This is a genomic window from Flavobacterium sp., assembly GCF_035456225.1.
Taxonomy (GTDB): Bacteria; Bacteroidota; Bacteroidia; order Flavobacteriales; family Flavobacteriaceae; genus Flavobacterium.
The window spans coordinates 1-24,741 of the sequence record NZ_DATIDM010000031.1 but is presented as its reverse complement, the minus strand read 5'-3'; the positions used below and the strand labels follow the sequence as shown (position 1 = coordinate 24,741).

Sequence of the window (24,741 nt, the reverse complement as noted above, 5' to 3'; positions counted from 1 at the left end):
GTCGCAAATTTATGTTTTTAGAGTAAAAAAAAAAATAAAATCGTTTTTATTTTAGCCCTCAAAACAAATTATTTAACACTAAGAACTTGATTAGTTTGATTTTACTACTCATTTATTAAGTCCGTGTAAAAATAATAACGTTTTATTACCACAATTATTCTTACCCTTTGGTTTTTTTTCTACGTTTACTCAACAAATACTATTATTTTTTTTAGTTTTACTACTCTTTGGATTCAGCTCAAACTCACTCAATTCTTACAAATTTACAAAAAATATGTCTACAGAAAAATTTATAGAAGAAATCAACAACGGTTACAACTGCAAAGGGGATGCAATTGTATTGGGCGGTGCCATCTTAAATGAAGAAGCTATCCCAAACACATCGATAAAAATCCCCCTGAAAACAATTAACCGCCACGGATTAATTGCCGGAGCTACCGGTACCGGAAAAACAAAAACAATCCAAGTCTTATCAGAACAGCTGTCCTCAAACGGAATACCGGTTTTGATGATGGACATTAAAGGTGATTTTTCTGGAATTGCTGCTGCCGGTGAGGAGAAACCTTTCATAACAGAACGCCATGCAAAGATTGGCATACCTTACCAAACAAAGGCTTGCCCGGTAGAATTGATGACCATATCCCAACAAAACGGGGTGCGATTGCGCGCCACTGTTTCGGAATTCGGCCCGGTATTATTTTCCAGAATCCTCAATCTGAATGACACCCAAGGCGGCGTTGTTTCGGTAATTTTCAAATATTGCGACGACAACAAGATTCCGCTTTTGGACCTGAAAGACTTTAAAAAAGTACTTCAATTTGCCACCGACGAAGGGAAAGACGAATTTGAATCGAATTACGGGCGGATTTCCACATCCTCTACCGGTTCAATCTTAAGAAAAGTGATTGAACTTGAACAACAGGGCGCCGATCTATTCTTTGGTGAACTTTCATTTGACATAGATGATTTGATGCGCATCGACGAAAACGGAAACGGCTACGTGAACATCATCCGTTTAACGGACATCCAGGACAAACCCAAATTATTTTCCACATTCATGTTGAGCCTGTTGGCCGAAGTTTATCAGCAAATGCCGGAAATCGGAGATAGCGAAAGACCTGAATTGGTGATTTTTATTGATGAGGCGCATCTGATTTTCGATCAGGCCAGCGAAGCCTTACTGGATCAAATCGAAACCATCATAAAACTGATACGATCAAAAGGTATCGGAGTGTATTTCATCACACAAAACCCGACCGATGTCCCTGCAGGTGTATTAGCGCAATTGGGACTGAAAATCCAGCATGCCTTAAGAGCTTTTACCGCAAACGACAGAAAAGCGATAAAAATGACGGCCGAAAACTATCCGTTATCCGACTATTACAAAACAGAAGACGTTATTACACAACTTGGTATCGGAGAAGCTTTCGTTACAGCTTTGAACGAAAAAGGAATCCCTACCCCTCTTGTCGCCTGCATAATGCGTGCCCCGATGAGTCGAATGGATATTTTGTCCGATTCCGAAATCAATGCTCTCATCAGTAAATCAAATTTGGCAAAAAAATACAATCAGGCAATTGACAACGAAAGTGCTTATGAAATCTTATCTGCCAAAATAGAAAAAGCAACACAACAGGCACAGGAAGAAGAAACAGCCAAAGCCGAAGAAAAACAAAGAAAAAGCGAACCAAGCGCCACCGAAACCATTGGAAAATCGGTAGTTAAAGTGGTAACGAGTGCCACTTTCATACGCGGCGCTTTCGGTATCTTAATGAAAATGTTTAAAAAATAATGAGGGCTTTTTTTACTATCGGATTATTGATTCTGTCCAATGTTTTCATGACTCTTGCATGGTATGGCCATTTGAAATTCAAAGAACTGAAATGGTTTGAAAATGCCGGACTGATAACTATCATCCTAATCAGTTGGGGACTTGCGCTGTTTGAATACTGCTTTCAGGTGCCGGCCAACAAGATGGGCTTTCAGGGAAATGGCGGTCCGTTTTCGCTTTTGCAATTAAAAGTCATACAGGAAGTTATCACCTTAATTGTTTTTGTGATTTTCTCCTTATTGTTTTTCAAAGACGAAGGATTCCGCTGGAATCATGTCATTGGGTTTTGCTTTTTAGTATTGGCGGTATACTTTATATTTAAAAAATAAATGGATGCTATGAAAAAATATTTTATTCAAAAAGCACCTTTTGTGGTTCCTACTACCGATGGAAAAGTCATAGAAGAACACCACGGAATGGCAACCACCAACAACAAAGAAATATCAATTGCCCACATGATTGCGCCCCCGGGATGGAGCGAGCCGTTTCAAACACCCGAATTTGACGAATACACCTATATTATAAAAGGTAAAAAGCAATTTATCATTGATGGGGAAACGGTTATTCTGGAAGCCGGGCAGTCGATAAAAATTGAAAAAAACGTTCGGGTACAATATTCCAACCCGTTTGAAGAACCTTGTGAATATATTGCTGTTTGTACACCGGCCTTCAGCATAGATTTAGTGCACCGAGAAGAATAAAAAAAGAGGCAAAAACCTCTTTTTTTTATTTTAATAACTCCAATATTTTTTGCTCTACTTCTTTGGTTTCCCAATTGTGTTCGATATTTTCCATGGCAAGGATTTCCCCCATGATTTTATTTTGTTTGTCTCCTTCCGCCAGTGCTTCGGAATATGGCTGGTGACTAAACGTTACGCGACTGTACAATGGAACCCATTTATCGGGATGTTTACCGGAGAACCATTTTTCAATTTTTTTCTGTAAATGGAATTTTGCATCCGCTGTTTTCGAACTCATTTCCATAAAATTACGGAATGAAAGTTCAGCAATTGCATCTGTGTTCGGCTTACGTGATTGCTGATACTCCTTAAAAATGGTTTTCCAGTCATCGCCGTATTTTTCCATCAGCTGATTCAAAATTGTGATATCTTCAAAACCGGCATTCATACCGTGGCCGTAAAAAGGGACAATTGCGTGGGCCGCATCACCAATCAACGCTACTTTATCCTCATAAGTCCAAGGATAACATTTCATCGTAACCAGATAACTTGTCGGGTTTCTAAAGAAATCTTCCACTAAATCCGGTATTACTTCTTTTGTATCCGGAAAATATTTGGCAAAAAAGGCCTCCAGTGTTTCTTTATCATTCAGCTTTTCAAACGAATTTTCTCCTTCATGCGGCATGAAAAGCGTACAGGTAAACGAACCGTCCGGATTAGCCAACCCCATCAACATGAATTCCCCACGAGGCCAAATATGAAGTGAATTTTTATCAATTTTATGAGTACCGTCAGCATTGGCGGGAATGTGAAGTTCTTTATAACCTACCCTAATGAAATCTTGAGAATAGTTGAACATGCTCTGACGCTGCATACGGTGACGTACTCTCGAAAAGGCCCCGTCGGCTCCGAAAACAATATCGTAATCCAACTCTTCCCACTCCCCTCTTTCTGTATCTCCTTCATGAAGAGTAGCTGTCGCCAGTGTCACATCCCAAACTTTTTTATTAAAGAAAAATTCTACTCCCGCTTTTTCAGCCAAATCGACCATTTTACGATTCAGGACACCTCTGGACAATGAAAAAATAGCTTCTCCGTCTTTTCCGTAGTACTGATAATTCAATCCGTCATCTAACATGTGGATTGCACGTTTGTCGACAGCAATACCAATTTTTTTTATCTCTTCGTCCAAACCAATTTCCTGAAGCGTCCTCCATCCTCTGTCTGACATTACCAAATTGATGGAACGCCCGGAAAAGGCAATATTTCTGATATCCGGACTTCTGTCGTAAACATGAACGGTATGACCTGCTTTTTTAAGGTAAATTGCCAATAGTGTCCCAACTAACCCGGAACCCACTACAGCTATTTTCTGTGGAGTCTGCATCGAAATTTTCTTGAATAGAGCGTAAATTTACTCAATATTTATTTATTGAAACTTATATTTATCAGAAAAGCGGTTTCTTAAAAAAAGAAAATCCCCACGATGGGGGATTCTCTATTATTATCTGTTGAACTGTATTTTCGTTCCGACAGTCATTTTTTGTGATTTGGCCAAAACACCGCACATGTGGAACAACATTCTTGCCCCTACATTTCCGTCCCAGTCGTCATCGCCGGGCGCTACTTCCACTAAATCAAATCCGATGATTTCCTTATTGGTTTCAGCTAAACGGCTTAACAAATAGGCTGCTTGTTCGAATGAGAATCCACCCGGAACCGGAGTTCCCGTATTTGGGCAATACCATGGAAACATCCCATCGATATCAAACGAAATAAGCACTTTCTCCGGCAAAGAAGCAATAATGTGATCGCATTGTTGTTGCCATGTCTTTCCTTCGAAGGTTTCCTGCTTTAAATCCATATCGGTATGAACCAACACGCGGTCTTTCAGTGCCACCTCTACTTCCTGCTCACAAAAATCGCGAATACCAACCTGAACAATTTTTGAAATTTGAGGAATCTGCAACGCGTTATACATGATTGACGCGTGGGAATAAGTAAATCCTTCATAGGCGATTCTCAAATCCATATGAGCATCCAAATGAAGAATCCCGAACGAATCATATTTTGTTGCCATTGCCTGGTAATATCCAAGCGGCGTACTGTGATCCCCTCCTAAAAGGACAACTTTTTTTCCTTGATTCATCCAATGAAGCGTGCGGTTTTTCACTTCTTCATTCATATCCCTACATGCCTTGTTGATTTTATCAAGGTCGGATTGTAACGCAGGGAATGTCGAAACATCTTCCCCAGCCTCCAAAGCTTCTATGATTGGCTGTGCCAACCCTTTATATTTTTCAGAATTTTTCTCCCAATGACTTGGCGCTTCGTCCATGTAAATACCTAATTTCCAAAGCTCGGGGAACTCCTGGTGACTTAAATCTACCTGAAAAGAAGCATCCATTATGGCTGCAGGCCCTTCAGAAGCTCCGGCACCATAACTAACGGTTACCTCCCACGGCACCGGTATTACTACGATTTCGCTTTGATCTGCCGAAAAAGGAAGTCCAAAAACAGTAGCGTCTGCCAATCCCGGTTGAGACGGGTCAAAATTCTTTATTATTTGTTCTTTTGTCATTGTATTGAATGAATTAAACCAAAGCTTTATCCTTTACCAAAATTCCTTTTTTAAGCACCTGTCCGAATTCGTACATATCTTCAAACGAGCAATAGAAAGGAGCCGGAGCCAGACGAATCACATTAGGTTCTCTCCAGTCGGTAATTACTCCGTTTTTCATCAAGAATTCAAACAAAGCCCTACCTTGTCCGTGAAGAAAAACCGAAAGCTGACAAGCTCTCTCACTCTGATTTGAAGGCGTAATAACTTCAAACTCGGTTCCTTCAATTTCTTTATCCACTTCGTGAAGTATGAATTCCAGATAAGCCGTAAGCAGATTACGTTTCTCTATCAATTTATCCATTCCTACTTCGGCAAACATTTCCACAGAAGCCAAATAGGGTGCTAATGATAAAACCGGCAAATTACTGATCTGCCATCCGTCTGCACCGCTAACCGGATTAAATTCAGATTCCATCTTGAATCGGCGCTCTTTATTGTGTCCATACCATCCAGCGAATCTTGGCAAATCTTTGTTTTCGTGATGTTTTTCATGAACAAAAAACCCTGAAACATTTCCTGGTCCTGAATTCATGTATTTATAACTGCACCAGGCCGCAAAATCAACACCCCAGTTGTGAAGTTCTAATTTTATATTTCCGGCAGCATGAGCCAAATCCCAACCAACATAAGCACCGGCTTTATGACCTGCTGCGGTAATGGTTTTCATATCAAAAACCTGACCTGTGTAGTAATTCACACCGCCGATTAAAACCAATGCCAATTCATCGCCAACTTCTTCAATCTTGGCTAAAACATCTTCCAGTCGGATGTTATGTTCTCCTTCGCGACGTTTAATTTCCACAATGGCATCCTTTGGATCATATCCGTGGAATTTAACCTGACTTTGGAACATATACTGATCGCTCGGAAATGCTTTTTCTTCGCAAATGATTTTATATCTTTTTGATGTAGGCTGATAAAATGAAACCATCAGCAAATGAAGATTAACAGTTAACGTATTCATAACTGCTATTTCACCAGGCAACCCTCCAACGATTTTACTTAATGGAGCCGCAAAACGCTCGTGATAATCCCACCATGGTTTTTCGGCATAAAAATGACCTTCAACAGCTAGGTTCGCCCAGTCATTCATAACTTCATCCACATAAGTTTTTGTTCTCTTTGGCTGTAAACCAAGTGAATTCCCGGTAAAATAAATTACTTGCTTTCCGTTTACTTTCGGAAAAATAAATTCATCTCTATAGCTTCTTAACGCATCGTTAGCGTCTAATCCTCGTGCAAATTCACGTGTATTTTCGAAATTCATCGACATTTGATTTTAATAGGGGCGTAAAAATAAGAAAAAAAACATAGCTACAATCATAAATTTCTACTGATATTCAACACATATCAAACAAAAAGTTCGAAAAGTACTATGAATGCATAATATTTGGTCATTTTACCGTTAAACCCTCATTATGAATAGTTTATTTAACAAAAACCCAGATAGCTGTGAAGAAAAACTCAGGACACAAAAAATCCGATCTGTTATGACCGGATTTTTTTTATTTATCTATTGTGATTTTATAAAATCAGCATCGCATCACCGTACGAATAGAATTTATAACCTTCTTTTATCGCTTCATCATAAGCTTTACGCATTAAATCATGACCGCAAAATGCTGAAATCATCATTAACAGCGTTGATTTTGGTGTATGAAAATTAGTAATCATGCAATCTGCCACACTAAAATCATAAGGAGGAAAAATAAACTTATTAGTCCAACCTTCATACGGATTTAATGTTTTTGAAGACGAAACAGAACTTTCCATCGCACGCATAGTTGTAGTACCGACAGCGCAAATTCGATTTTTATTCATTTTTGCCTTATTAACAATATCACAGGCCTCTTGGGTAATTTTCAATTCTTCCGAGTCCATTTTGTGTTTTGACAAATCTTCCACTTCTACCGGGTTGAAAGTTCCCAATCCTACGTGAAGGGTTATTTCAGCAAAATCCACACCTTTGATTTCAAGTCTTTTCATCAGGTGTTTTGAGAAATGCAAACCGGCAGTTGGCGCTGCTACAGCACCTTCTTCTTTGGCATAAATAGTTTGGTAACGTTCCGCGTCTTCCGGAGTTACTTCACGGTTAATATATTTAGGTATAGGTGTTTCACCCAATTCTAATAATTTTGCACGGAACTCTTCATAAGAACCATCGTATAAAAAACGTAATGTTCTTCCTCGGGATGTCGTATTGTCGATAACCTCTGCTACCAATGAATCATCATCACCGAAATACAATTTATTTCCGATACGTATTTTTCTTGCAGGATCTACCAATACATCCCACAAACGCTGTTCTGCATTCAATTCACGCAACAGGAAAACTTCGATTCTGGCACCGGTTTTTTCTTTGTTACCGTACAATCTGGCCGGAAAAACTTTTGTATTGTTCAAAACCATTACATCACCTTCCCCAAAATATTCCAAAACATCTCTGAACAGTTTATGCTCTATGGTTTGCGTTTTTCTGTTAACCACCATCAGACGCGCTTCGTCTCTGTTTTCTGCAGGAAATTCGGCTAAAAGTTCTGCCGGAAGATTAAAATTAAAATTGGATAACTTCATGTTTTGTTTAATTTGAAATTAGAAGTCAGTATTCAGGTAATTCCCGAATAACACATAAAAGCTGCAAATATACTATCGCGAAAGAGGCCTTGTCAAGTGTTTTAGCTTTTATTTTAAAAAAAGAAGCAAGAAAACGCAATCATAGCGCTATTTTTCATTAATTCGTTTCTCAAAAATCATCTGAAAACCGATAAAAACACAATAAATTTAAGGAAGGATTTGGTAAATGCAGACAGAGATGCAAAAAAGAAAAGGAGAAATCATACACCCTATAAAAACCCGAAACACTGACTTCCAGCAACAGAAATCAATGTTTCTAAAGTTTTCATTTCCCCAAAAAAACTAACCCTACAATTCTAACCGAATTGCATTCTTAGAATCTTTACCAAAGATACTATCTCTATCAAACCAAAATAAATCAGTTAACAAAACACCGCTTTCAGTTTACGAAACGCCTCACAAATTTCATAGCCCCTTCTTTTCACCAATAAAATAAAGCAATTCATTAAAAAACCAGCTGTTTTTAGTGATGTAATTTTATATATTTGTTAGAAACCTTTCAACTGTTGAAATTCCTCATTACTACAATCTTTTTGCTCATCTCGGGTCTGGCTATTGGCCAAGACCCCTACTATCACAGTATAAACAAAACATCTGGCATTCCTTCTAACAGTGTTTATGATATTTTTCAGGACAGTAAAGGATTTATGTGGTTTGCTACCGGTAAAGGACTGTGCCGTTATGATGGGAATACTTTCAAAACGTTTACCGACGATTTTCAAACTTCCAAAGCAGGCGCATGTTTATGGGAAGACCCTTACGGAAGAATATGGTATGAAAATTTCGATGGTTATCTGTATTATGTTGAAAAAGGAAAGTTGAAAACATTGCCTCAGCCGGCTTCTGCGGGATATTACAATTTTGGCATTATCAAAAATAAATTATTTGCCATTAAATCCGGACATCTTTTTATCTACGATTTAAAAAACCTGAAAGTGGAAAAAGAAATCCCTTTAGATTTAAATGAATTCCGCTCAAGTTTTTGCGACGGCACTACATTTTACATATTGGGACAAAAAATCTATGAATTTGACAGAAACGGAAACAAAAAAGCCACTCCTCTTCCCCAGAACACAAAAGATTTCGAAGCGCCGATTTTACAAAGTACCGCTGATGGCTTACTGATCGCTTCCAAATATTCCTCCTCCTATCATTTGTATAAAAACGGTATTTTCACAAAAAAGACACTCCCTTTCAAAACCGATTTTATACAAAACGCGGCTTCTATAGAAAATAAACACTGGCTTTGCACTACCGGAGGGGTTTATCGCCTAAATACAAAGACAAATGAATACAAAGCTTATTTCAAAGGAGACAACATTTCTTATGTTTTTATGGACAACCAAAAGAATTATTGGGTTTCCACTTTAAACAAAGGACTTTACTTTATTGAAAATTTTGATACAAAACTATACGAATTGTCCCCAAGACCAATTGTTTTAGACGCCTCCGATTCCGAGTTGTTTATCGGTACCGACAAAGACGAACTTTGGAAAATGGACCTCTATAAAAACAAGTTATCACTCTTTTATAAAGGAAACACCAGTCATTCCATTAATCAGCTGACATATGACAAAAACAACAATCAGCTGTTTTTTACGTCTTCAAAATTTAGAAACTTTAGGAAAAAAATACGTTACGAGTTTAAAGTCTCTATAAAGGACGTAGCACGAATTGATGCCAACTATTTTTCCTTTGCCGCAACAGGTGGGTCAGGAATTTTCAAAATCAATGATTCCGGAAAAAGCGAATGGGACGAGATCTTCAACAGAGATAAAGTTGAGACAGCTCCTAACTTTAATCAGTCTTACCTTCTAAAAAAACATAACGGTAAGTCAACAGCCTATAATCCGGCAAACAAGACTATTTATTATGCCACAAACAATGGATTAATAACCTATTCTCCAAAAGGCAGCAAGGAAATCAAATACAATAATAAAACCATTTATTTCACTAAATTAAGATGTTTTAATACGATTATATATGCGGTATCCAATAATGAAAAAGTATATACTATTGACAAACATAACAATATAAAACCATACCGCTTCCCAAAATCATCCCTTCTGCCCAAGACCCTTCAGAATGAAAAAATTGAGAAAATCGACCTGGAAAACAATGCACTTTTTTTATTCAGCGCAAATGCTATTTATGAAGCAAACCTAATCACAAACCGATTCAAAAAAATAATCAATTTAACACAAGACATTGAAATAACCGATGTTTCTTTATCAAACAACAAACTCTATTTTGCAGCATCCAAAGGGATTATCGTAAAAGAAGTCAATCGTTACAAAGCTCCGGTTCAGCCGCAATTAAGCATCAATGAACTCGTCGCAAGTGAAAATAGTTTCAGTCCAGACAGCATTCCGGCATTGAAATACAACCAAAACGATATCAAGATCAATTTCTCGTTGCTGTCATTTATTCCAAATGAGAAATATGACGTTTATTACAAGGTCAATGACTCCAAATGGGATCCATTAGACCCTAACAGCAGAAGCTTGATTTTATCGTCGCTGTCGCCTGGTAAATATACGGTAGCCTTAAAAATAGGTTCAGAAAACAAAAAGATGAACATGCAGGAAATTGAATTCACCATTAAAAATCCATTATGGCTGAATCCGATTGTTGTCATTTTAACTTCGGCTTTACTTCTTTTTCTTCTCTTTTCGTATTACAAAAAGCAAATCCGTAAAATCGAGAAAAGAAACCAACTTCAACTTGATAAAATCAATCTGGAAAAGAATCTGAACCAATCAAAACTCAAGGCCGTAAAATCACAAATGAACCCTCATTTCTTTTACAATGCCCTGAACACTATCCAGTCCTATATTTTGTCCAATGATAAAAAACAGGCTGTAAATTACCTTTCGAAATTCTCCAGTCTGACCCGAACTATTTTAGAAATGACGGAGAAAGAAACCGTTACTATTTCAGAAGAAGTAAAAACATTACGTTTGTACCTAGATATTGAAAAAGCGCGTTTTGAAGATGACTTCCACTATGAAATCATTGTAAAAGACAATGTAGATTCCGAAAACATAAAAATCCCTTCCATGCTTTTACAGCCTTACATCGAAAATGCTGTAAAACACGGTCTGCTCCATAAATCCGGTAAAAAAATACTCGAAATCACATTTGAAAAAACAAATGACGATTTAAAAATCAGCGTTGACGACAATGGTATCGGTCGGACAAAAAGCGCCGAACGGAATGCCGTTAAAAATAAAAACCACCGCTCATTTGCCACAAAAGCCATTCAGAACAGAGTTGATTTATTAAATCAATTTACTCAAAAAAACATAACTATTTCTTATATTGACAAAATAACGCCAAACAACGAACCTGAGGGAACCACCGTAATTTTTACCATCCCTATAACGCATTAAACGTATGAAAGCAATAATTATAGATGACGAAAAAAGAGCAAGAGTAACCCTATCATTACTTTTGGCGGAATATTGTCCGACGGTAGAATTGATTGGCGAATGCGAAAACCTTTCTGAAGGAGTAAAAGCCATTAAAAAACTACAACCGAATTTGGTCTTTCTTGACATTGAAATGCCGGGACACAGCGGCTTGGAATTATTGGATTTCTTCAATGAAGAGGAAGTGAATTTTGCGATTGTTTTCACCACAGCCTATAATGAATATGCGCTTCAGGCATTCAAATTTTCTGCAATTGATTATCTGCTCAAACCCATTGTACCTGAAGAATTAGCCGAAGCTGTCAAACGGGCACAAAAACAGAAAAACAAACTGGAAAACTTCAAAACCCTTAAAGAAAACCTTCAAACAGAAACACCGCCCAAAATTGCCGTCCCTTCGGGAAACAGCCTCATTTTTCTGGACAGCAGTAAGATTCAGTATATAAAAGGAGAAGGCGCTTATTCTGAAGTATTTTGCAGCAACACGCCAAAACGTTTGGTAAGCCGGAACCTTAAGAATTTTGAAGATATTCTACGTTCGGACAACCGTTTCATTAGGGTTCACAAATCGTATATTGTGAATTTTGAGCATGTGATAGCCTTCAATAAATCAGACGGAGGTTTTCTGGAATTGGAAAACAACATCCAGATTCCAATTTCACCGGACAAAACACAGATTATTTTGGACAGGATTCAGATTGTAAAACGGTAATTTCAGACAGGATTTACAAGAATACCGATGCTTTTAAAATCCTCCCAAAAAGAAGGGTATGATTTTGAGACAACATCTGCTTCTTCAATCACGATAGGCACTTTCAGTGCTAAAGGCGCAAAAGCCATGGCCATGCGGTGATCCTGATAAGTTTTAATGTGTATGTTTTTATTAATTTCCGACGTAGGCGTTAGTGTCAGGCTGTCGTTGGTCACTGAAACGCTTGCTCCCATTTTACCCAATTCGTTTTTCAAGGCTTCCAAACGATCCGTTTCTTTGATTTTCAGCGTATGTAATCCGGTTAAATGACATCCGATTCCCAAACCTAAACAGGTTACGGCTATAGTTTGCGCAATATCGGGAGAGGCATTCAGATTGCGGTTCAACTCCTTTTCCTGAAAGTTTACCTTTTTAACAATGATAGAATCGTTCTCAAAAGTTGTCGAAATGCCTAACTCATTATAAATTTCGGCCAGCACACTGTCGCCCTGCAGACTGTTTTGCTTATAGCTCGTCAATTTGATTTCAGTTCCGATAGCCGACAACGCCACAACCGAATAAAAATAGGAAACCGAAGACCAATCGGACTCCACTGTAACTTTCCTTTTATCAATCGCTTCTGCATGAGAAACCTTAATCACATTGCCTTCAAAAGAAGTTTTTACTCCGATTTCGTTCAGCAATGCCAAAGTCATTTTAATGTAGGGAACAGAAGTTATAGCGCCTTCCAATGTCAGTTCCAAGCCGTTTTCCAGTTTGGGTGCAATCAAAAGCATAGCCGAGATATACTGACTGCTCACATCGGCCTTCAGGGTTACTTTATTTCTGACGATTTTTTTTCCGGTAATCCGCAAGGGCGGAAAACCTTCCTTTTCCGCATATTCGATTTGAGCACCTAACTGACGTAAGGCATCCACTAAAATTTGTATCGGACGTTCTTTCATCCGGGAAGAGCCGGTCAGAATAACTTCTTTTCCTTCCTGAATCGTGTAAAAAGCCGTCAGGAAACGCATTGCAGTTCCCGCGTGATGAATGTCTTTCACCATCTCATCGCTTTGCAATGCTTTTGTCATTACTTTAGAATCATCAGAATCGGAAGCATTCTCCAAAACTATGTTCGGATACAATGCCTGTAACAGCAATAAACGGTTCGTCTCTGATTTTGAACCGGATAATTTCAATTGTGAATTGTGAATTATAAATTGTGAACGAAGATGTAAATTCATTTTTTCCCTATTCCGTTTTTAGTCGAAATGATGATTGAAGCAACAATTTTATTTATTTCCACTATATCAGATTTTAATGATTTATACTGATTTTCATTTAAATATTCCTACTGATATAATAATTCCAACCAATAATCCGATTCATTCGCTTCCTTTTGTGCAATAGCAAATTTATGAATAAAGTCAAGCTTACTTCCAGCCTGTTCCGCTTCCCGAACTAATGCCCCAATTGCTGTTCCACTTCTGAGTAGTTGTTTACTTAAAACATATTCTCTTTTTTCCTGACTCAGATAGTGATATAGTTTTACAATTCTCAAAGCAAAATCAAACGATTTCGATTTAATCACATTATCGGCCATAATTCACCATTCAAAATTTACAACTTACCATTATTTAAGTTTCTCGTTGTTATGATGACGGTCGTGATCGCGTTTGGTTTTCAGGTCCATTTTCTTATCGAAAGCCGCCTGTAAATCGACTCCCGTTTGGTTGGCCAAACATAAAACTACAAAAACCACATCAGCCAATTCCTCGCCAAGATCTTTGTTTTTGTCGCTCTCTTTTTCCGATTGTTCGCCGTAGCGACGCGCAATGATTCGGGCTACTTCACCTACTTCTTCCGTAAGTTGTGCCATGTTGGTCAATTCGTTAAAATAGCGGACACCGTGGTTTTTAATCCAGTTATCTACTTCTAATTGGGCGTTTTTTATGTCCATTATTCTTTGTTTTTTGTATCAATAATTATGGTTACCGGGCCATCATTTAGCAAAGCCACTTTCATGTCGGCACCGAATTCCCCAGTTTGTACTTTCTTACCCAAATCATTCTCCATTTGCGCTACAAATTTTTCATAAACGGGAATCGCATAATCTGGTTTTGAAGCCTTGATATATGAAGGTCGATTTCCTTTTTTAGTGGACGCATGCAAAGTAAACTGACTGACTACAACAACATCACCATCTACATCTTTAACGGAAAGGTTCATCACACCGTTATCGTCACCAAAAACACGCAGATTGGCAATCTTGGAGGACAGCCAAACAATATCGTCCTGATTGGAAGCATCTTCGACCCCAATCAAAATCAACAATCCTTTTCCGATTTCCGCTACTTTATTTCCTTCAATGGTAACCGAAGCTTCGGAAACTCTTTGTATAACTGCTTTCAAATTAATTACAAATTAGAAATTACGATTGTCTTGTTCTGTCGCTGGCTTCACGGTCATCCCCGTAAATATCCGAACGATAATTTTCATCATCGCCTTCTAAAATCTGAAGATAACTTTTGTAGCGCGACCAAGCAATTTCGTCTTTTTCAAGCGCGTCCTTAACGGCACAATGCGGTTCATCTTTGTGCAGGCAATTGTTGAACTTACATTTGTCTTTCAACGCAAAAAACTCCGGGAAGTAGTCGCCTATCTCCTGTTTTTCCATATCAACAATTCCAAATCCGCGAATCCCTGGTGTATCAATAATCTGGGCGCCGAAAGACAAATCGAACATTTCGGCAAAAGTCGTTGTATGTTGCCCTTGCTGATGCTGCTCCGAAATCTGTTTGGTTTTCAGGTTCAACGAAGGCTCCAAGGCATTAACCAAAGTCGATTTCCCAACGCCCGAATGTCCCGAAAACATGGAAACCTTCCCTTTCATCATCGCTTTCAGTTCTTCAGTCCCTTTACCCTCGGTGGAAGAAACGCGCAGGCATTTGTACCCGATATTGGAATATATGTATTGCAGATACAACTGCTCGTCGAGAGTCGCGTCGTCAAACGTGTCGATTTTGTTGAACACCAGAACGGCTTCAATCCCATAAGCTTCTGCCGTAACCAAAAAACGGTCTATAAAACTGGTCGTTGTAGGCGGGTTGTTTATCGTAACCAATAAAAAAACCAAATCAATATTAGATGCGATGATATGTGTCTGTTTCGATAAGTTTACCGATTTACGAACGATGTAATTCTTCCGGTCATGAATTTTCGTAATCAGTCCGGTAGTCACATCTGCGGTTTCTTCCAAATCATAATCAACTATGTCTCCCACAGCGATTGGGTTGGTACTTTTGATTCCTTTCATTCGGAATTTACCCTTAATACGGCATTCTAAAAACGAATTGTCTTCGGTTTTTATCGTATACCAACTTCCTGTAGATTTATAAACGGTTCCTGTCATATTTAATTACGAATTATGAATTCCAAATTACGCATGGCAAAATTACAACTATTATAGTTGATAATCCGTAATTTGAAATCCGCAATTATCTCATCAACTTCTCCTGATGCGAAATACTTTCCTGGTGGATGGCTTTAAACAATTTCAGCACAAATTCTTCACTCAAGCCTTTTTCCTCTCCTTCCAAAACCATTTTTCCTAAAATTTCATGCCAACGGCTGCTTTGTAAAATCGCCACATTCTTCTCTTTTTTCAAGGCTCCGATTTTCTCCGCAACCTTCATGCGTTTACCTAAAACCTCTAACAGCTTCGCATCCAAATCATCAATTTGTGTACGCAATTTATTCATTCGGACAGTAAAATCATCTGCCTCATCGGTTTCCTTACGCACGCGAAGGTCAATGAAAATTTGTTTTAAAACTGACGGTGTTACCTGTTGTGCCGCATCGCTCCAGGCATTATCCGGATCGATATGCGTTTCGATAATCAATCCATCGAAATTCAGATCCAGCGCCTGTTGGGAAACTTCCTGAATCATATCACGTTTTCCGGCAATATGGGACGGATCACATATGATTGGCAAATCCGGGAAACGGTTCTGCAAGTCGATGGCAATCTGCCACTCCGGATTGTTTCGGTATTTCGTTTTTTCGTAGGAGGAAAACCCTCTGTGGATTACGCCCAGTTTTTTGATTCCGGCATTGTACAGACGTTCCAGTCCGCCCAACCATAATGACAGATCGGGATTCACCGGATTTTTCAACAAGACGATTTTGTCCGTACCTTTCAAAGCATCGGCTATTTCCTGAATCGCAAACGGGTTCACGGCGGTGCGTGCTCCAATCCACAACACATCGATATCATGCTCCAACGCCAGCTTAACGTGATTTACATTGGCTACTTCTACCGCCATCAGCAAACCTGTTTCAGCCTTGGCACGCTGCAACCATTTCAGACCAGCCTCACCAACACCTTCAAATCCACCCGGGCGTGTTCTGGGTTTCCAAATTCCGGCACGAAAAACACTAACGTCTGAATCTTTTAATTCGTGGGCAATGGCCAAAACCTGCTCTTCGGTTTCAGCACTACACGGTCCGGCGATTACAAGCGGATGCGACAATTTGAAATCATCCAGCCAAGAGTGCATATTTTTATTGTTTTCCATATGGATACAAAATTAGCTTTCTTATGAAATTAAATCAAAAAATATCAAGAAATAAAGGGTTATTTTCTTTTCGTTTCATTTCAATTTCAGCTAAGTACGGCTTACATTTTCAAACAAGTATTTATTTTGCTACTTTTGCTCCAAATCACGAGATATGTCAATTGAAGTTCAGAATATTTCCAAAAATTACGGCGAACAAAAAGCGCTGGATAACGTAACCTTTTCAGTGAAGAAAGGTGAAATCGTTGGTTTTTTAGGTCCGAATGGCGCCGGTAAATCAACCTTAATGAAAATTCTGACTACCTATCTTACTTCCGATTCAGGTGTTGCTTCCGTGAATGGCCACAATGTAAATATGGCTCCGAAAGAAGTGCAAAAATCGGTTGGCTATTTACCGGAACACAACCCATTGTATCTGGATTTGTACGTTCGTGAATATCTGGCTTTTAATGCCGATGTTTATAAAGTTGCCAAATCGCGCATTGATGAAGTGATTGCTTTGACGGGACTTACACCGGAAAGTCACAAAAAAATTGGTGAATTATCTAAAGGATACCGTCAGCGTGTGGGACTGGCTACGGCTTTACTTCACAATCCGGATGTACTGATTTTAGATGAACCAACAACAGGTTTAGATCCGAACCAACTAGTGGAAATCCGTGATTTAATCCGAAACATCGGAAAAGACAAAACCGTTTTCCTTTCCACACACATCATGCAAGAAGTGGAAGCCATCTGTGACCGTGTGATCATTATCAATAACGGAAAAATCGTAACCGACAAAAAGCTGGACAACTTGGTTTCCGACGTTACGGAACAGGTTATTGAAGTGGAATTCGACAAAGAAATTTCGGCTGATTTACTGGCTACAATACCAAACCTGAAATCTTCGAAAAACATTCAAGGCACAACTTGGGAGCTTACTTTTGAAACCAATGAAGATATGCGTCCGAAAGTATTCGATTTTGCGCACAACAACGGTTACAGAACGCTTCAACTCACATTGAAAAGCAAAAATCTGGAGCAAATATTCCGCGAGAAAACTAAAAAATAGTTTTTCAGGGACATACTTTTTTTGGAACACGGATAAAACGGATACACGCAACGCGGATTTTTACGTTTTCAGGAATCCCCAAAACTTTGCGAACATAGCGATAAACCTTATGCGGACTTTGCGGTTAAATCGAAATGCAGAAGGTCGGATTTACTGGTAAACAATATGTCCGGTATAATGCTGCACAACCGTCATTATAGGTGGTCGGCTCAATAAAATAATATTTCCGTTACTATAAATATTCCCTTCAATTTTGTTGGCTGGTTTTAAGATTATATCATTGGAACTGCGCTGAAAAACAAACACATCCTGAACCGTCAGATCAGCCCCTTCAAAGCGGGAGTCCCCAGCATAAAAAGAAACATTCAGGGAATTAACAGTTCCTTTAATCCTAAAAATAGTCGTATTGTTATTTTCAACCACCAGATTCTGACAATTCACATTCAAATCGAAAATATTTGAAGCTGTTTTTCCAAACAATCCTTGCTGCAGATTGAGGTATGGAAAATTCAGAACACCTTCAGACACCACATCATATTGGGATGACGAATAAATTTTTACGATGTCCGGTGCTGTAACGGTAACTCGGGCCGGCACCGTAGTTCCCAAAGAACACTGTAATTCGTTTTTCACATACAAAACACCGTCTTGGACCTCGGTCGTAACATCATCAATTAAATTCTCCCCTGTTTCTACTTTTACCTCGGCAACTTCCCCTTGTTTCACAACTAAATTGATTCCTTCCGCAATATTAATCTGGTTGAATGCCTCTACATCATCAATCCTTGAGATAGTAGCCCCGGGCTCCCGATAACAATCCGGAAAGATTTCGGAGCTACAGGAAAACAACAGCGAAACTATTGCTATAATTGATGCAATTTTTATTCTCATAATCGTACTCCTAAACTAAATTCAAGTGCTTCCGCGCGGGAAACGTGGGTTTTCAAACTCACGCCGGCCGATATATTTTTAGCAATATAATATTTCAATCCCAAACGTTGGTACAATGGGCCGAATTTATCGGATGGGTCATAGATATAGTATCCAAATTGGGTATCCACTGCTAATTTATTGATAAATAATTCATGCCCAACAAAAAGCCCAATTCTCCTGTAATCCATATCCCCGTCATAATTATTTTCAAAATAAGCAATCGACTGGTATTTGATAAATTCCTTCAGATACAACATCCAAAAAAAGTCGGTTCCAGCCTGAATAGCACTTTTATGATTGATTCGTTTATCCGCATATAGTGACGCTACATAAAAAGGATATTGTCCGCTGTCTACAACATCACTCTCGTTGACACCACTTCTGAAAACCACGTTATACCGAACCGGCTCCGTGAATTTCTCCTTTGGATGTACGATATATCGAATTGAGTCTTTAGTTTCAATATCATAATTCAACCCTATGTTGAAAGCGATGGTATTCGTACTCGTGTTAGGCGCCTGAAGATTGGCATTGGAATGATGCACAAAATTGACCCCTGCCTGAACCCCTAACCCTTTCCAAATATTGGGTTTATGGTAATTCAGTGTAAAATAGGTCGACGGCATATAACGCGCTCCGTAAGCTAAATTCCGGTAATTAGTTTCCCTGTCGTAAGGATTTGTGCAGTAGGCTAAACCTTGGCCAACACGCAATTGCATTCTCCTGGTAAAAAAGTAAAAATTCATATGGCCATACAATCCATATAAATTACCCAATTCAGGATTCTTATTATCCTGATACTGGAATGAGACTCCATAATCCGGATAATTGTACCAGGATTCCCATTTTTGGGAACCGAAGGTTTTGCGGTTAAAACTCAATATTGTTCCTTCCGGATGTCCTTTTATCAAATGCAGAATATTGGTATGGTGTGGCAAGATACTTCCATAAAAGTAATTTGCTTCCACTGAATATTGCTTCATTTCATTTTCCTGAGCAAAGAGAGGAATCGAAAGAAAAAGTAAAATGTAGGTTAGTAATCGCATTTCGGATTTTGAAAATCAGGCAAATATAGCAGAATATTTTTTCGAAGCGAATCGTTCGGGCATTTTTGGTTTCCATTTTCCTGCTTTCACCTCAAGTTCCCGCCGAAGCCGGGAAGCTACCGGCTCAATCAGGGCTATAAAATCAACCATTTTTGTTTCAGGAAAATAAAAAACCTGCAAGATTTCAGAAACCCTGCAGGTTATACCTACGTTGTATTGTATTTAGGTAGTATTAGTTTAAAAAACCTCGCTGGCAATCTGTCGGATATTATCCGATTTACCCATCGAATAATAATGTAGTACTGGAATTCCGGCTTTTGCCAATTCCTTGCTCTGTGCTGTACACCACTCTATCCCGATTTGGGAAACGGCCTCGTTATCTTTTGCCTTCACCACCTCCATAATCAAATCGTCGGGCAAATCCACTTTGAAACGGTGCGGAATCAGATTCAGTTGCTTTTTGGTCGAAATTGGTTTCAGCCCCGGAATAATCGGAACAGTGATTCCCGCAGCACGGCATTTATCCACAAAATCGAAAAACTTCTGATTGTCGAAGAACATCTGTGTAATGATGTAATCCGCTCCGTTTTTAATTTTCTGCTTCAGGAAATAAATATCGCTATCCAAACTTGGCGCTTCCATATGCTTTTCCGGATAACCAGCCACACCGATGCAAAAGTTCGTTTTATTGGTATTCTGTAGGTCTGCATCCAGATACAAACCATTATTAAGGTTGTTGATTTGCGTTACCAATTCTGAAGCATACGAATGACCTTCTTTTTCAGGTTTGAAATAGATTTCGCTTTTCACGGCATCACCGCGCAAAGCCACAACATTATCGATTCCAAGGAAATCCATATCAATCAAGAAATTTTCGGTATCTTCTTTGGTAAAACCACCACACAAAATATGTGGTATAGCATCCACCTGATATTTATTCTGAATCGCCGAACAGATTCCCACCGTGCCCGGACGTTTCTTCACGACTTTCTTTTCCAGCAATCCATTCGGAAGCTCTTTGTACTCGTATTCCTCCCGATGATAGGTTACGTCGATAAAAGGAGGTTTGAATTCCATCAAAGGTTCAATATTGTCAAAAATACACTGAATGTTCTGCCCTTTCAACGGAGGCAGGATTTCGAAAGAAAACAAAGGCTTTCCGTTTGCTTTTTCTATATGTTGCGTTACTTTCATTCTGGTTATGAGTTATAAATTTTGAGTTATGTGTTGTCTCCGAAATCCTTAATCGGCGATGTTTGGATTCAACCATTTCTCTGCATATTCATATGTACAATTTCTTCGCTTTGCGTAATCGCGTACCTGATCTTCTTTTATCTTTCCGAGTCCGAAATATTTACTTTCCGGATTTCCGAAATAATATCCTGAAACCGAAGACGCCGGCCACATGGCCATACTTTCCGTTAATGTTACCCCGATGTTTTCTTCCACATTTAAGAGTTTCCAGATTGTTGGTTTCTCCAAATGATCAGGACAGGCCGGATAGCCCGGAGCCGGACGAATTCCTTTGTATTCTTCTTTAATCAAATCGTCATTGGTAAGTTTCTCTTCCGAAGCATATCCCCAAATTTCCTTACGGATTTTTTCGTGCAGGTATTCTGCGAAAGCTTCTGCAAAACGATCGCCCAAAGCCTTTACCATAATGGAACTGTAATCGTCGTTGTTTTCTTCAAATGCTTTTGCTTTTTCATCAACACCGAAACCGGTTGTAACACAAAAGGCGCCCATGTAATCTTCTTTTCCAAGTTCTTTTGGGGAAATGAAATCAGACAAAGCGATGTTGGGCGCTCCTTTGGTCTTTTGAGATTGTTGACGTAAGGTTAGGAAGGTCTCCAAATGCTTTCCGCTTTCGTCATACAATTCTATATCATCATCATTCACCTGATTCGCAGGAAAGATTCCGTAGATTCCTTTTGCCGTTAACCAGTTTTCCTCCAATAATTGATTTAACATTCTTTGCGCATCGTTAAACAAAATCGTTGCCTGTTCGCCCACAACATTATCCGTTAAGATAGCTGGGTATTTTCCAAACAATTGCCACGAACCGAAAAAGGGTGTCCAATCGATGTACGGAACCAATTCTTCCAATTTCACTTCAATGGTTTTTGTTCCGATGAAATTTGGCTTTACAGGCTGGTAGTTTTCCCAATCCAGCTGTAATTTATTAGCCCTAGCCTGTTCTATTTTCAGATAACTTTTATCGCGCTGACGGTTTAAAAACGTTTCACGAAACGCTTCGTATTCCGCTCTGATCGTACTCGCGTATATTTTTTTGTCCTTGTTCAGCAAATTTCCGGCAACGGTTACCGCACGGGATGCATCGTTTACATGAACCACGGTTTCCCTGTATTCGGGAGCAATCTTAACGGCAGTATGTGCACGCGAAGTGGTTGCCCCTCCAATCATGATCGGAATTTTGATGTTGCGCTTATCCATTTCTTTGGCCAGATACACCATTTCGTCCAGCGAAGGCGTAATCAATCCGCTCAAACCGATAATATCCACATTCTCCTTAATTGCGGTTTCAATAATTTTTTCAGGTGGCACCATCACTCCCAAATCGATGATTTCGAAATTGTTACAGGCTAAAACCACCGAAACAATATTTTTACCGATATCGTGAACATCCCCTTTTACGGTTGCCATCAATACTTTTCCGGCACTTGATGATTTTCCGTCTTTTTCCGCTTCTATATAAGGTAACAGGTAAGCCACGGCTTTTTTCATCACTCGAGCCGACTTTACCACTTGAGGCAAGAACATTTTTCCACTTCCGAACAAATCACCCACGACGTTCATTCCTGCCATCAAATTGATTTCGATAACTTCAATAGGTCTTGCAACCGATTGGCGGGCTTCTTCCACATCGATTTCAATAAATTCATCGATTCCTTTTACCAATGCATGAGTGATTCTGTCCTGCAAGGAACCGCTGCGCCATTCCTGTACTGCTTTTTCATGAGATTTCACATCTCCCTTATAACTTTCGGCTAATTCCAAAAGCCTTTCAGTAGCGTCATCTCTTCTGTCTAACAGTACATCCTCAACATATTCCAATAATGTAGCATCGATCTCATCGTACACTTCCAACATTTCAGGATTCACAATCCCCATGGTCATTCCGTGTTTGATGGCATGATACAAAAACGCAGAATGCATTGCTTCACGTACTTTATCATTTCCACGGAAGGAAAACGACACGTTACTCACTCCTCCACTTATATTAGCATAAGGCAGGTTTTCGCGTATCCATTTGGTCGCCAGGAAGAAGTCCAACGCGTTGCGACGGTGTTCTTCCATTCCGGTTGCCACCGGGAAAATATTCGGGTCGAAAATGATGTCCTCGGCAGGGAAGCTGATTTCGTTGACCAATATATCGTAGGAGCGTTTACAGATTTCGATACGACGTTCGTAAGTATCGGCCTGACCAACCTCATCAAACGCCATCACTATTACTGCGGCCCCATATCGTTTTACCAGTTTTGCATGATGAAGGAACGCTTCCTTTCCTTCTTTCAAACTGATGGAATTCACCACACATTTTCCTTGTGCCACTTTCAATCCGGCCTCGATGATTTCCCATTTGGAACTGTCAACCATCACGGGAACTCTTGAAATATCGGGTTCGGAAGCAATCAGGTTCAGGAATTTGGTCATCGCATAAACGCCGTCCAACATCCCTTCGTCCATGTTGATATCGATGATCTGTGCACCGCCTTCCACCTGGGCACGGGCAATGTCAAGTGCTTCCTCGTATTTTTCTTCTTTGATTAAACGCAGAAATTTTCGCGAACCGGTTACGTTGGTACGTTCCCCTACGTTCACAAAATTGGTTTCGGGCGTAACGATTAAAGGTTCTAATCCCGACAGTTTTAAATATTTATGGTTTGCTCCTTCGCTCATTATGCTTCCTCCTGTATTCTCGGTTTGTACTCTTTTGCTACTTCGGCAATTAATTGTATGTGTTCCGGCGTTGTACCGCAGCATCCGCCTATGATATTGATCAGATTATCGTCTAAATACTCTCTGATTAACGCCTGCATTTCTTCCGGAGTCTGATCGTACTGACCGAAAGCATTCGGCAATCCGGCATTGGGATGCGCCGAAATGTTAAACGAAGTATTGTGTGCCAAACGTTTTAAATACGGTTTTAACTGATCCGCTCCTAAAGCACAATTAAAACCAACGCTCAACAACGGTATATGTGAAATCGAAATTAAAAATGCCTCTACAGTCTGCCCCGATAAGGTTCTGCCCGAAGCATCCGTAATCGTTCCTGAAACCATGATTGGAATGTCGATGTTGCGTTCTTCTTTTACTTCTTCTATGGCGAAAAGTGCTGCTTTGGCGTTTAATGTGTCAAAGATGGTTTCTACTAGCAATACGTCGCAACCTCCGTCAATTAAGGCTTCTACCTGTTCTTTGTAGGCGATGCGCAATTCGTCGAAAGTCACGGCACGGAATCCCGGATCGTTTACATCGGGGCTCATACTGGCCGTTCGGTTGGTTGGTCCGATGGAACCCGCTACAAAACGAGGTCGGTCGGTGAATTCGTCCGCTACTTCACGGGCTATTTTTGCCGATTGGTAGTTTAACTCATACACCAAATCTGCCATGTGATAATCCGCCATTCCGATAGTGGTTCCGGAAAAGGTGTTTGTTTCTACGATGTCAGCTCCGGCAGCAAAATAAGCGCGGTGCACTTCTTTCACCGCTTCGGGTTGTGTAAGCGACAGTAAATCGTTATTCCCTTTTAGCGGATGAGCAAAATCCTTGAAACGCTCGCCTCGAAAATCTTCTTCTTCGAATTTATAGCGTTGCAGCATGGTGCCCATCGCTCCGTCGAGGATGAGGATTCGGTTTTGTATGGCTTCCTGTATTTTTGACATATGTTTATTATTTCACGGAGATTCACGAAGAAACCCCGAGATTCACAAAATTTATTAACTAGCCCCGATAGTAGCGGAAATCCTGTTAGTGTGAGATTGCTTCGCAAGCTCGCAATGACATATTGCAGCGGATAGCGGGAACAGGGATTGCAAAAAAGCCCAAGCCATTGCTTCGCCAATTCGCTATCGCTCGGGTTGCTCCCAATTCTAAACTATTTTGTTATCGTGAAATCAGAGAGATACCGAAAAAGTATCCTGTTATCTGTCCACAATTAGTGGTAGAATGTAGCACCTTCTACGAGAGTAGGGTTGCCAAGGCTTCATTGGGTCT

Annotated in this window: 23 protein-coding genes; 7 read left to right on the top strand and 16 right to left on the bottom strand. The window is 39.6% G+C overall.

What is annotated here, in order from left to right; all coding sequences use genetic code 11:
* Positions 1–274: 274 nt before the first annotated feature.
* Genes VLB74_RS01705 through VLB74_RS01695 form a run of 3 tightly spaced genes read left to right on the top strand, consistent with a single transcriptional unit; the run spans position 275 to position 2,532 of the window.
* Positions 275–1,792: a helicase HerA-like domain-containing protein gene (locus VLB74_RS01705; RefSeq protein WP_325201743.1), complete on the top strand. Its 1,518-nt coding sequence runs from the start codon at positions 275–277 to the stop codon at positions 1,790–1,792.
* Positions 1,792–2,160 (top strand): DMT family protein, encoded by a 369-nt coding sequence (locus tag VLB74_RS01700; RefSeq protein WP_325201742.1) that lies wholly within the window; start codon positions 1,792–1,794, stop codon positions 2,158–2,160. Before VLB74_RS01705 ends, VLB74_RS01700 begins: the two co-directional genes overlap by 1 nt.
* A gap of 9 nt (positions 2,161–2,169) precedes the next feature.
* Complete coding sequence (locus tag VLB74_RS01695; protein WP_325201741.1) at positions 2,170–2,532, top strand: cupin domain-containing protein; 363 nt, start codon at positions 2,170–2,172, stop codon at positions 2,530–2,532.
* A gap of 25 nt (positions 2,533–2,557) precedes the next feature.
* On the opposite strand, the gene VLB74_RS01690 is transcribed toward VLB74_RS01695, so the two are convergent.
* The 4 genes from VLB74_RS01690 to queA form a co-directional block, all read right to left on the bottom strand.
* Positions 2,558–3,898, bottom strand: coding sequence for an FAD-dependent oxidoreductase (locus VLB74_RS01690; RefSeq protein ID WP_325201740.1), 1,341 nt, complete (start codon positions 3,896–3,898; stop codon positions 2,558–2,560).
* Positions 3,899–4,015: 117 nt separating this feature from the next.
* The gene (locus VLB74_RS01685) at positions 4,016–5,092 is read right to left on the bottom strand and encodes an agmatinase family protein (RefSeq protein WP_325201739.1); all 1,077 of its coding nucleotides are present in this window, start codon (positions 5,090–5,092) and stop codon (positions 4,016–4,018) included.
* A gap of 13 nt (positions 5,093–5,105) precedes the next feature.
* Complete coding sequence (gene kynU / locus VLB74_RS01680; RefSeq protein WP_325201738.1) at positions 5,106–6,401, bottom strand: kynureninase; 1,296 nt, start codon at positions 6,399–6,401, stop codon at positions 5,106–5,108.
* A 257-nt stretch (positions 6,402–6,658) separates the two neighbouring features.
* Positions 6,659–7,708, bottom strand: a complete 1,050-nt coding sequence (queA, locus tag VLB74_RS01675; RefSeq protein WP_325201737.1) for a tRNA preQ1(34) S-adenosylmethionine ribosyltransferase-isomerase QueA — start codon at positions 7,706–7,708, stop codon at positions 6,659–6,661.
* Between the two features lie 566 nt (positions 7,709–8,274).
* Here queA and VLB74_RS01670 point away from each other — a divergent pair.
* A complete protein-coding gene (locus VLB74_RS01670; protein WP_325201736.1) occupies positions 8,275–11,160 on the top strand; it encodes a sensor histidine kinase in 2,886 nt (961 codons plus the stop codon).
* A 4-nt stretch (positions 11,161–11,164) separates the two neighbouring features.
* Entirely contained in the window at positions 11,165–11,911 is a 747-nt protein-coding gene (locus tag VLB74_RS01665; protein WP_325201735.1) for a LytR/AlgR family response regulator transcription factor, read from the top strand.
* A 2-nt stretch (positions 11,912–11,913) separates the two neighbouring features.
* Here VLB74_RS01665 and VLB74_RS01660 read toward each other — a convergent pair whose 3' ends face one another.
* The 6 genes from VLB74_RS01660 to VLB74_RS01635 all read right to left on the bottom strand — a co-directional run bounded on the left by VLB74_RS01660 (position 11,914) and on the right by VLB74_RS01635 (position 16,470).
* Positions 11,914–13,137: a 3-phosphoshikimate 1-carboxyvinyltransferase gene (locus VLB74_RS01660; protein WP_325201734.1), complete on the bottom strand. Its 1,224-nt coding sequence runs from the start codon at positions 13,135–13,137 to the stop codon at positions 11,914–11,916.
* A gap of 107 nt (positions 13,138–13,244) precedes the next feature.
* The gene (locus tag VLB74_RS01655) at positions 13,245–13,496 is read right to left on the bottom strand and encodes a four helix bundle protein (RefSeq protein ID WP_325201733.1); all 252 of its coding nucleotides are present in this window, start codon (positions 13,494–13,496) and stop codon (positions 13,245–13,247) included.
* A gap of 30 nt (positions 13,497–13,526) precedes the next feature.
* Entirely contained in the window at positions 13,527–13,853 is a 327-nt protein-coding gene (locus VLB74_RS01650) for a nucleotide pyrophosphohydrolase (RefSeq protein WP_313807856.1), read from the bottom strand.
* A complete protein-coding gene (gene dtd, locus VLB74_RS01645; RefSeq protein WP_325201732.1) occupies positions 13,853–14,305 on the bottom strand; it encodes a D-aminoacyl-tRNA deacylase in 453 nt (150 codons plus the stop codon). Before dtd ends, VLB74_RS01650 begins: the two co-directional genes overlap by 1 nt.
* Positions 14,306–14,324: 19 nt before the next feature.
* Entirely contained in the window at positions 14,325–15,305 is a 981-nt protein-coding gene (rsgA, locus tag VLB74_RS01640; protein ID WP_325201731.1) for a ribosome small subunit-dependent GTPase A, read from the bottom strand.
* Positions 15,306–15,390: 85 nt separating this feature from the next.
* Positions 15,391–16,470, bottom strand: coding sequence for a bifunctional 3-deoxy-7-phosphoheptulonate synthase/chorismate mutase type II (locus VLB74_RS01635; protein ID WP_325201730.1), 1,080 nt, complete (start codon positions 16,468–16,470; stop codon positions 15,391–15,393).
* A gap of 154 nt (positions 16,471–16,624) precedes the next feature.
* Here VLB74_RS01635 and gldA point away from each other — a divergent pair, with 154 nt between their 5' ends.
* Positions 16,625–17,524, top strand: a complete 900-nt coding sequence (gene gldA, locus VLB74_RS01630) for a gliding motility-associated ABC transporter ATP-binding subunit GldA (RefSeq protein ID WP_325201729.1) — start codon at positions 16,625–16,627, stop codon at positions 17,522–17,524.
* A 150-nt stretch (positions 17,525–17,674) separates the two neighbouring features.
* On the opposite strand, the gene VLB74_RS01625 is transcribed toward gldA, so the two are convergent.
* The 6 genes from VLB74_RS01625 to VLB74_RS01600 all read right to left on the bottom strand — a co-directional run bounded on the left by VLB74_RS01625 (position 17,675) and on the right by VLB74_RS01600 (position 24,410).
* A complete protein-coding gene (locus VLB74_RS01625) occupies positions 17,675–18,415 on the bottom strand; it encodes a head GIN domain-containing protein (RefSeq protein ID WP_325201728.1) in 741 nt (246 codons plus the stop codon).
* A complete protein-coding gene (locus VLB74_RS01620) occupies positions 18,412–19,503 on the bottom strand; it encodes an acyloxyacyl hydrolase (RefSeq protein WP_325201727.1) in 1,092 nt (363 codons plus the stop codon). Before VLB74_RS01620 ends, VLB74_RS01625 begins: the two co-directional genes overlap by 4 nt.
* A gap of 15 nt (positions 19,504–19,518) precedes the next feature.
* The gene (locus VLB74_RS01615; protein WP_325201726.1) at positions 19,519–19,653 is read right to left on the bottom strand and encodes a hypothetical protein; all 135 of its coding nucleotides are present in this window, start codon (positions 19,651–19,653) and stop codon (positions 19,519–19,521) included.
* Between the two features lie 87 nt (positions 19,654–19,740).
* Positions 19,741–20,697, bottom strand: coding sequence for a methylenetetrahydrofolate reductase [NAD(P)H] (gene metF, locus VLB74_RS01610; protein ID WP_325201725.1), 957 nt, complete (start codon positions 20,695–20,697; stop codon positions 19,741–19,743).
* 48 nt (positions 20,698–20,745) lie between these two features.
* The gene (metH, locus tag VLB74_RS01605; protein ID WP_325201761.1) at positions 20,746–23,424 is read right to left on the bottom strand and encodes a methionine synthase; all 2,679 of its coding nucleotides are present in this window, start codon (positions 23,422–23,424) and stop codon (positions 20,746–20,748) included.
* Positions 23,424–24,410, bottom strand: a complete 987-nt coding sequence (locus VLB74_RS01600) for a homocysteine S-methyltransferase family protein (protein ID WP_325201724.1) — start codon at positions 24,408–24,410, stop codon at positions 23,424–23,426. Before VLB74_RS01600 ends, metH begins: the two co-directional genes overlap by 1 nt.
* Before the next feature lie 122 nt (positions 24,411–24,532).
* On the opposite strand from VLB74_RS01600, the gene VLB74_RS01595 reads away from it, so the two are divergent.
* The coding region (locus VLB74_RS01595; protein WP_325201723.1) for a hypothetical protein at positions 24,533–24,741 on the top strand (209 nt) is incomplete at its 3' end.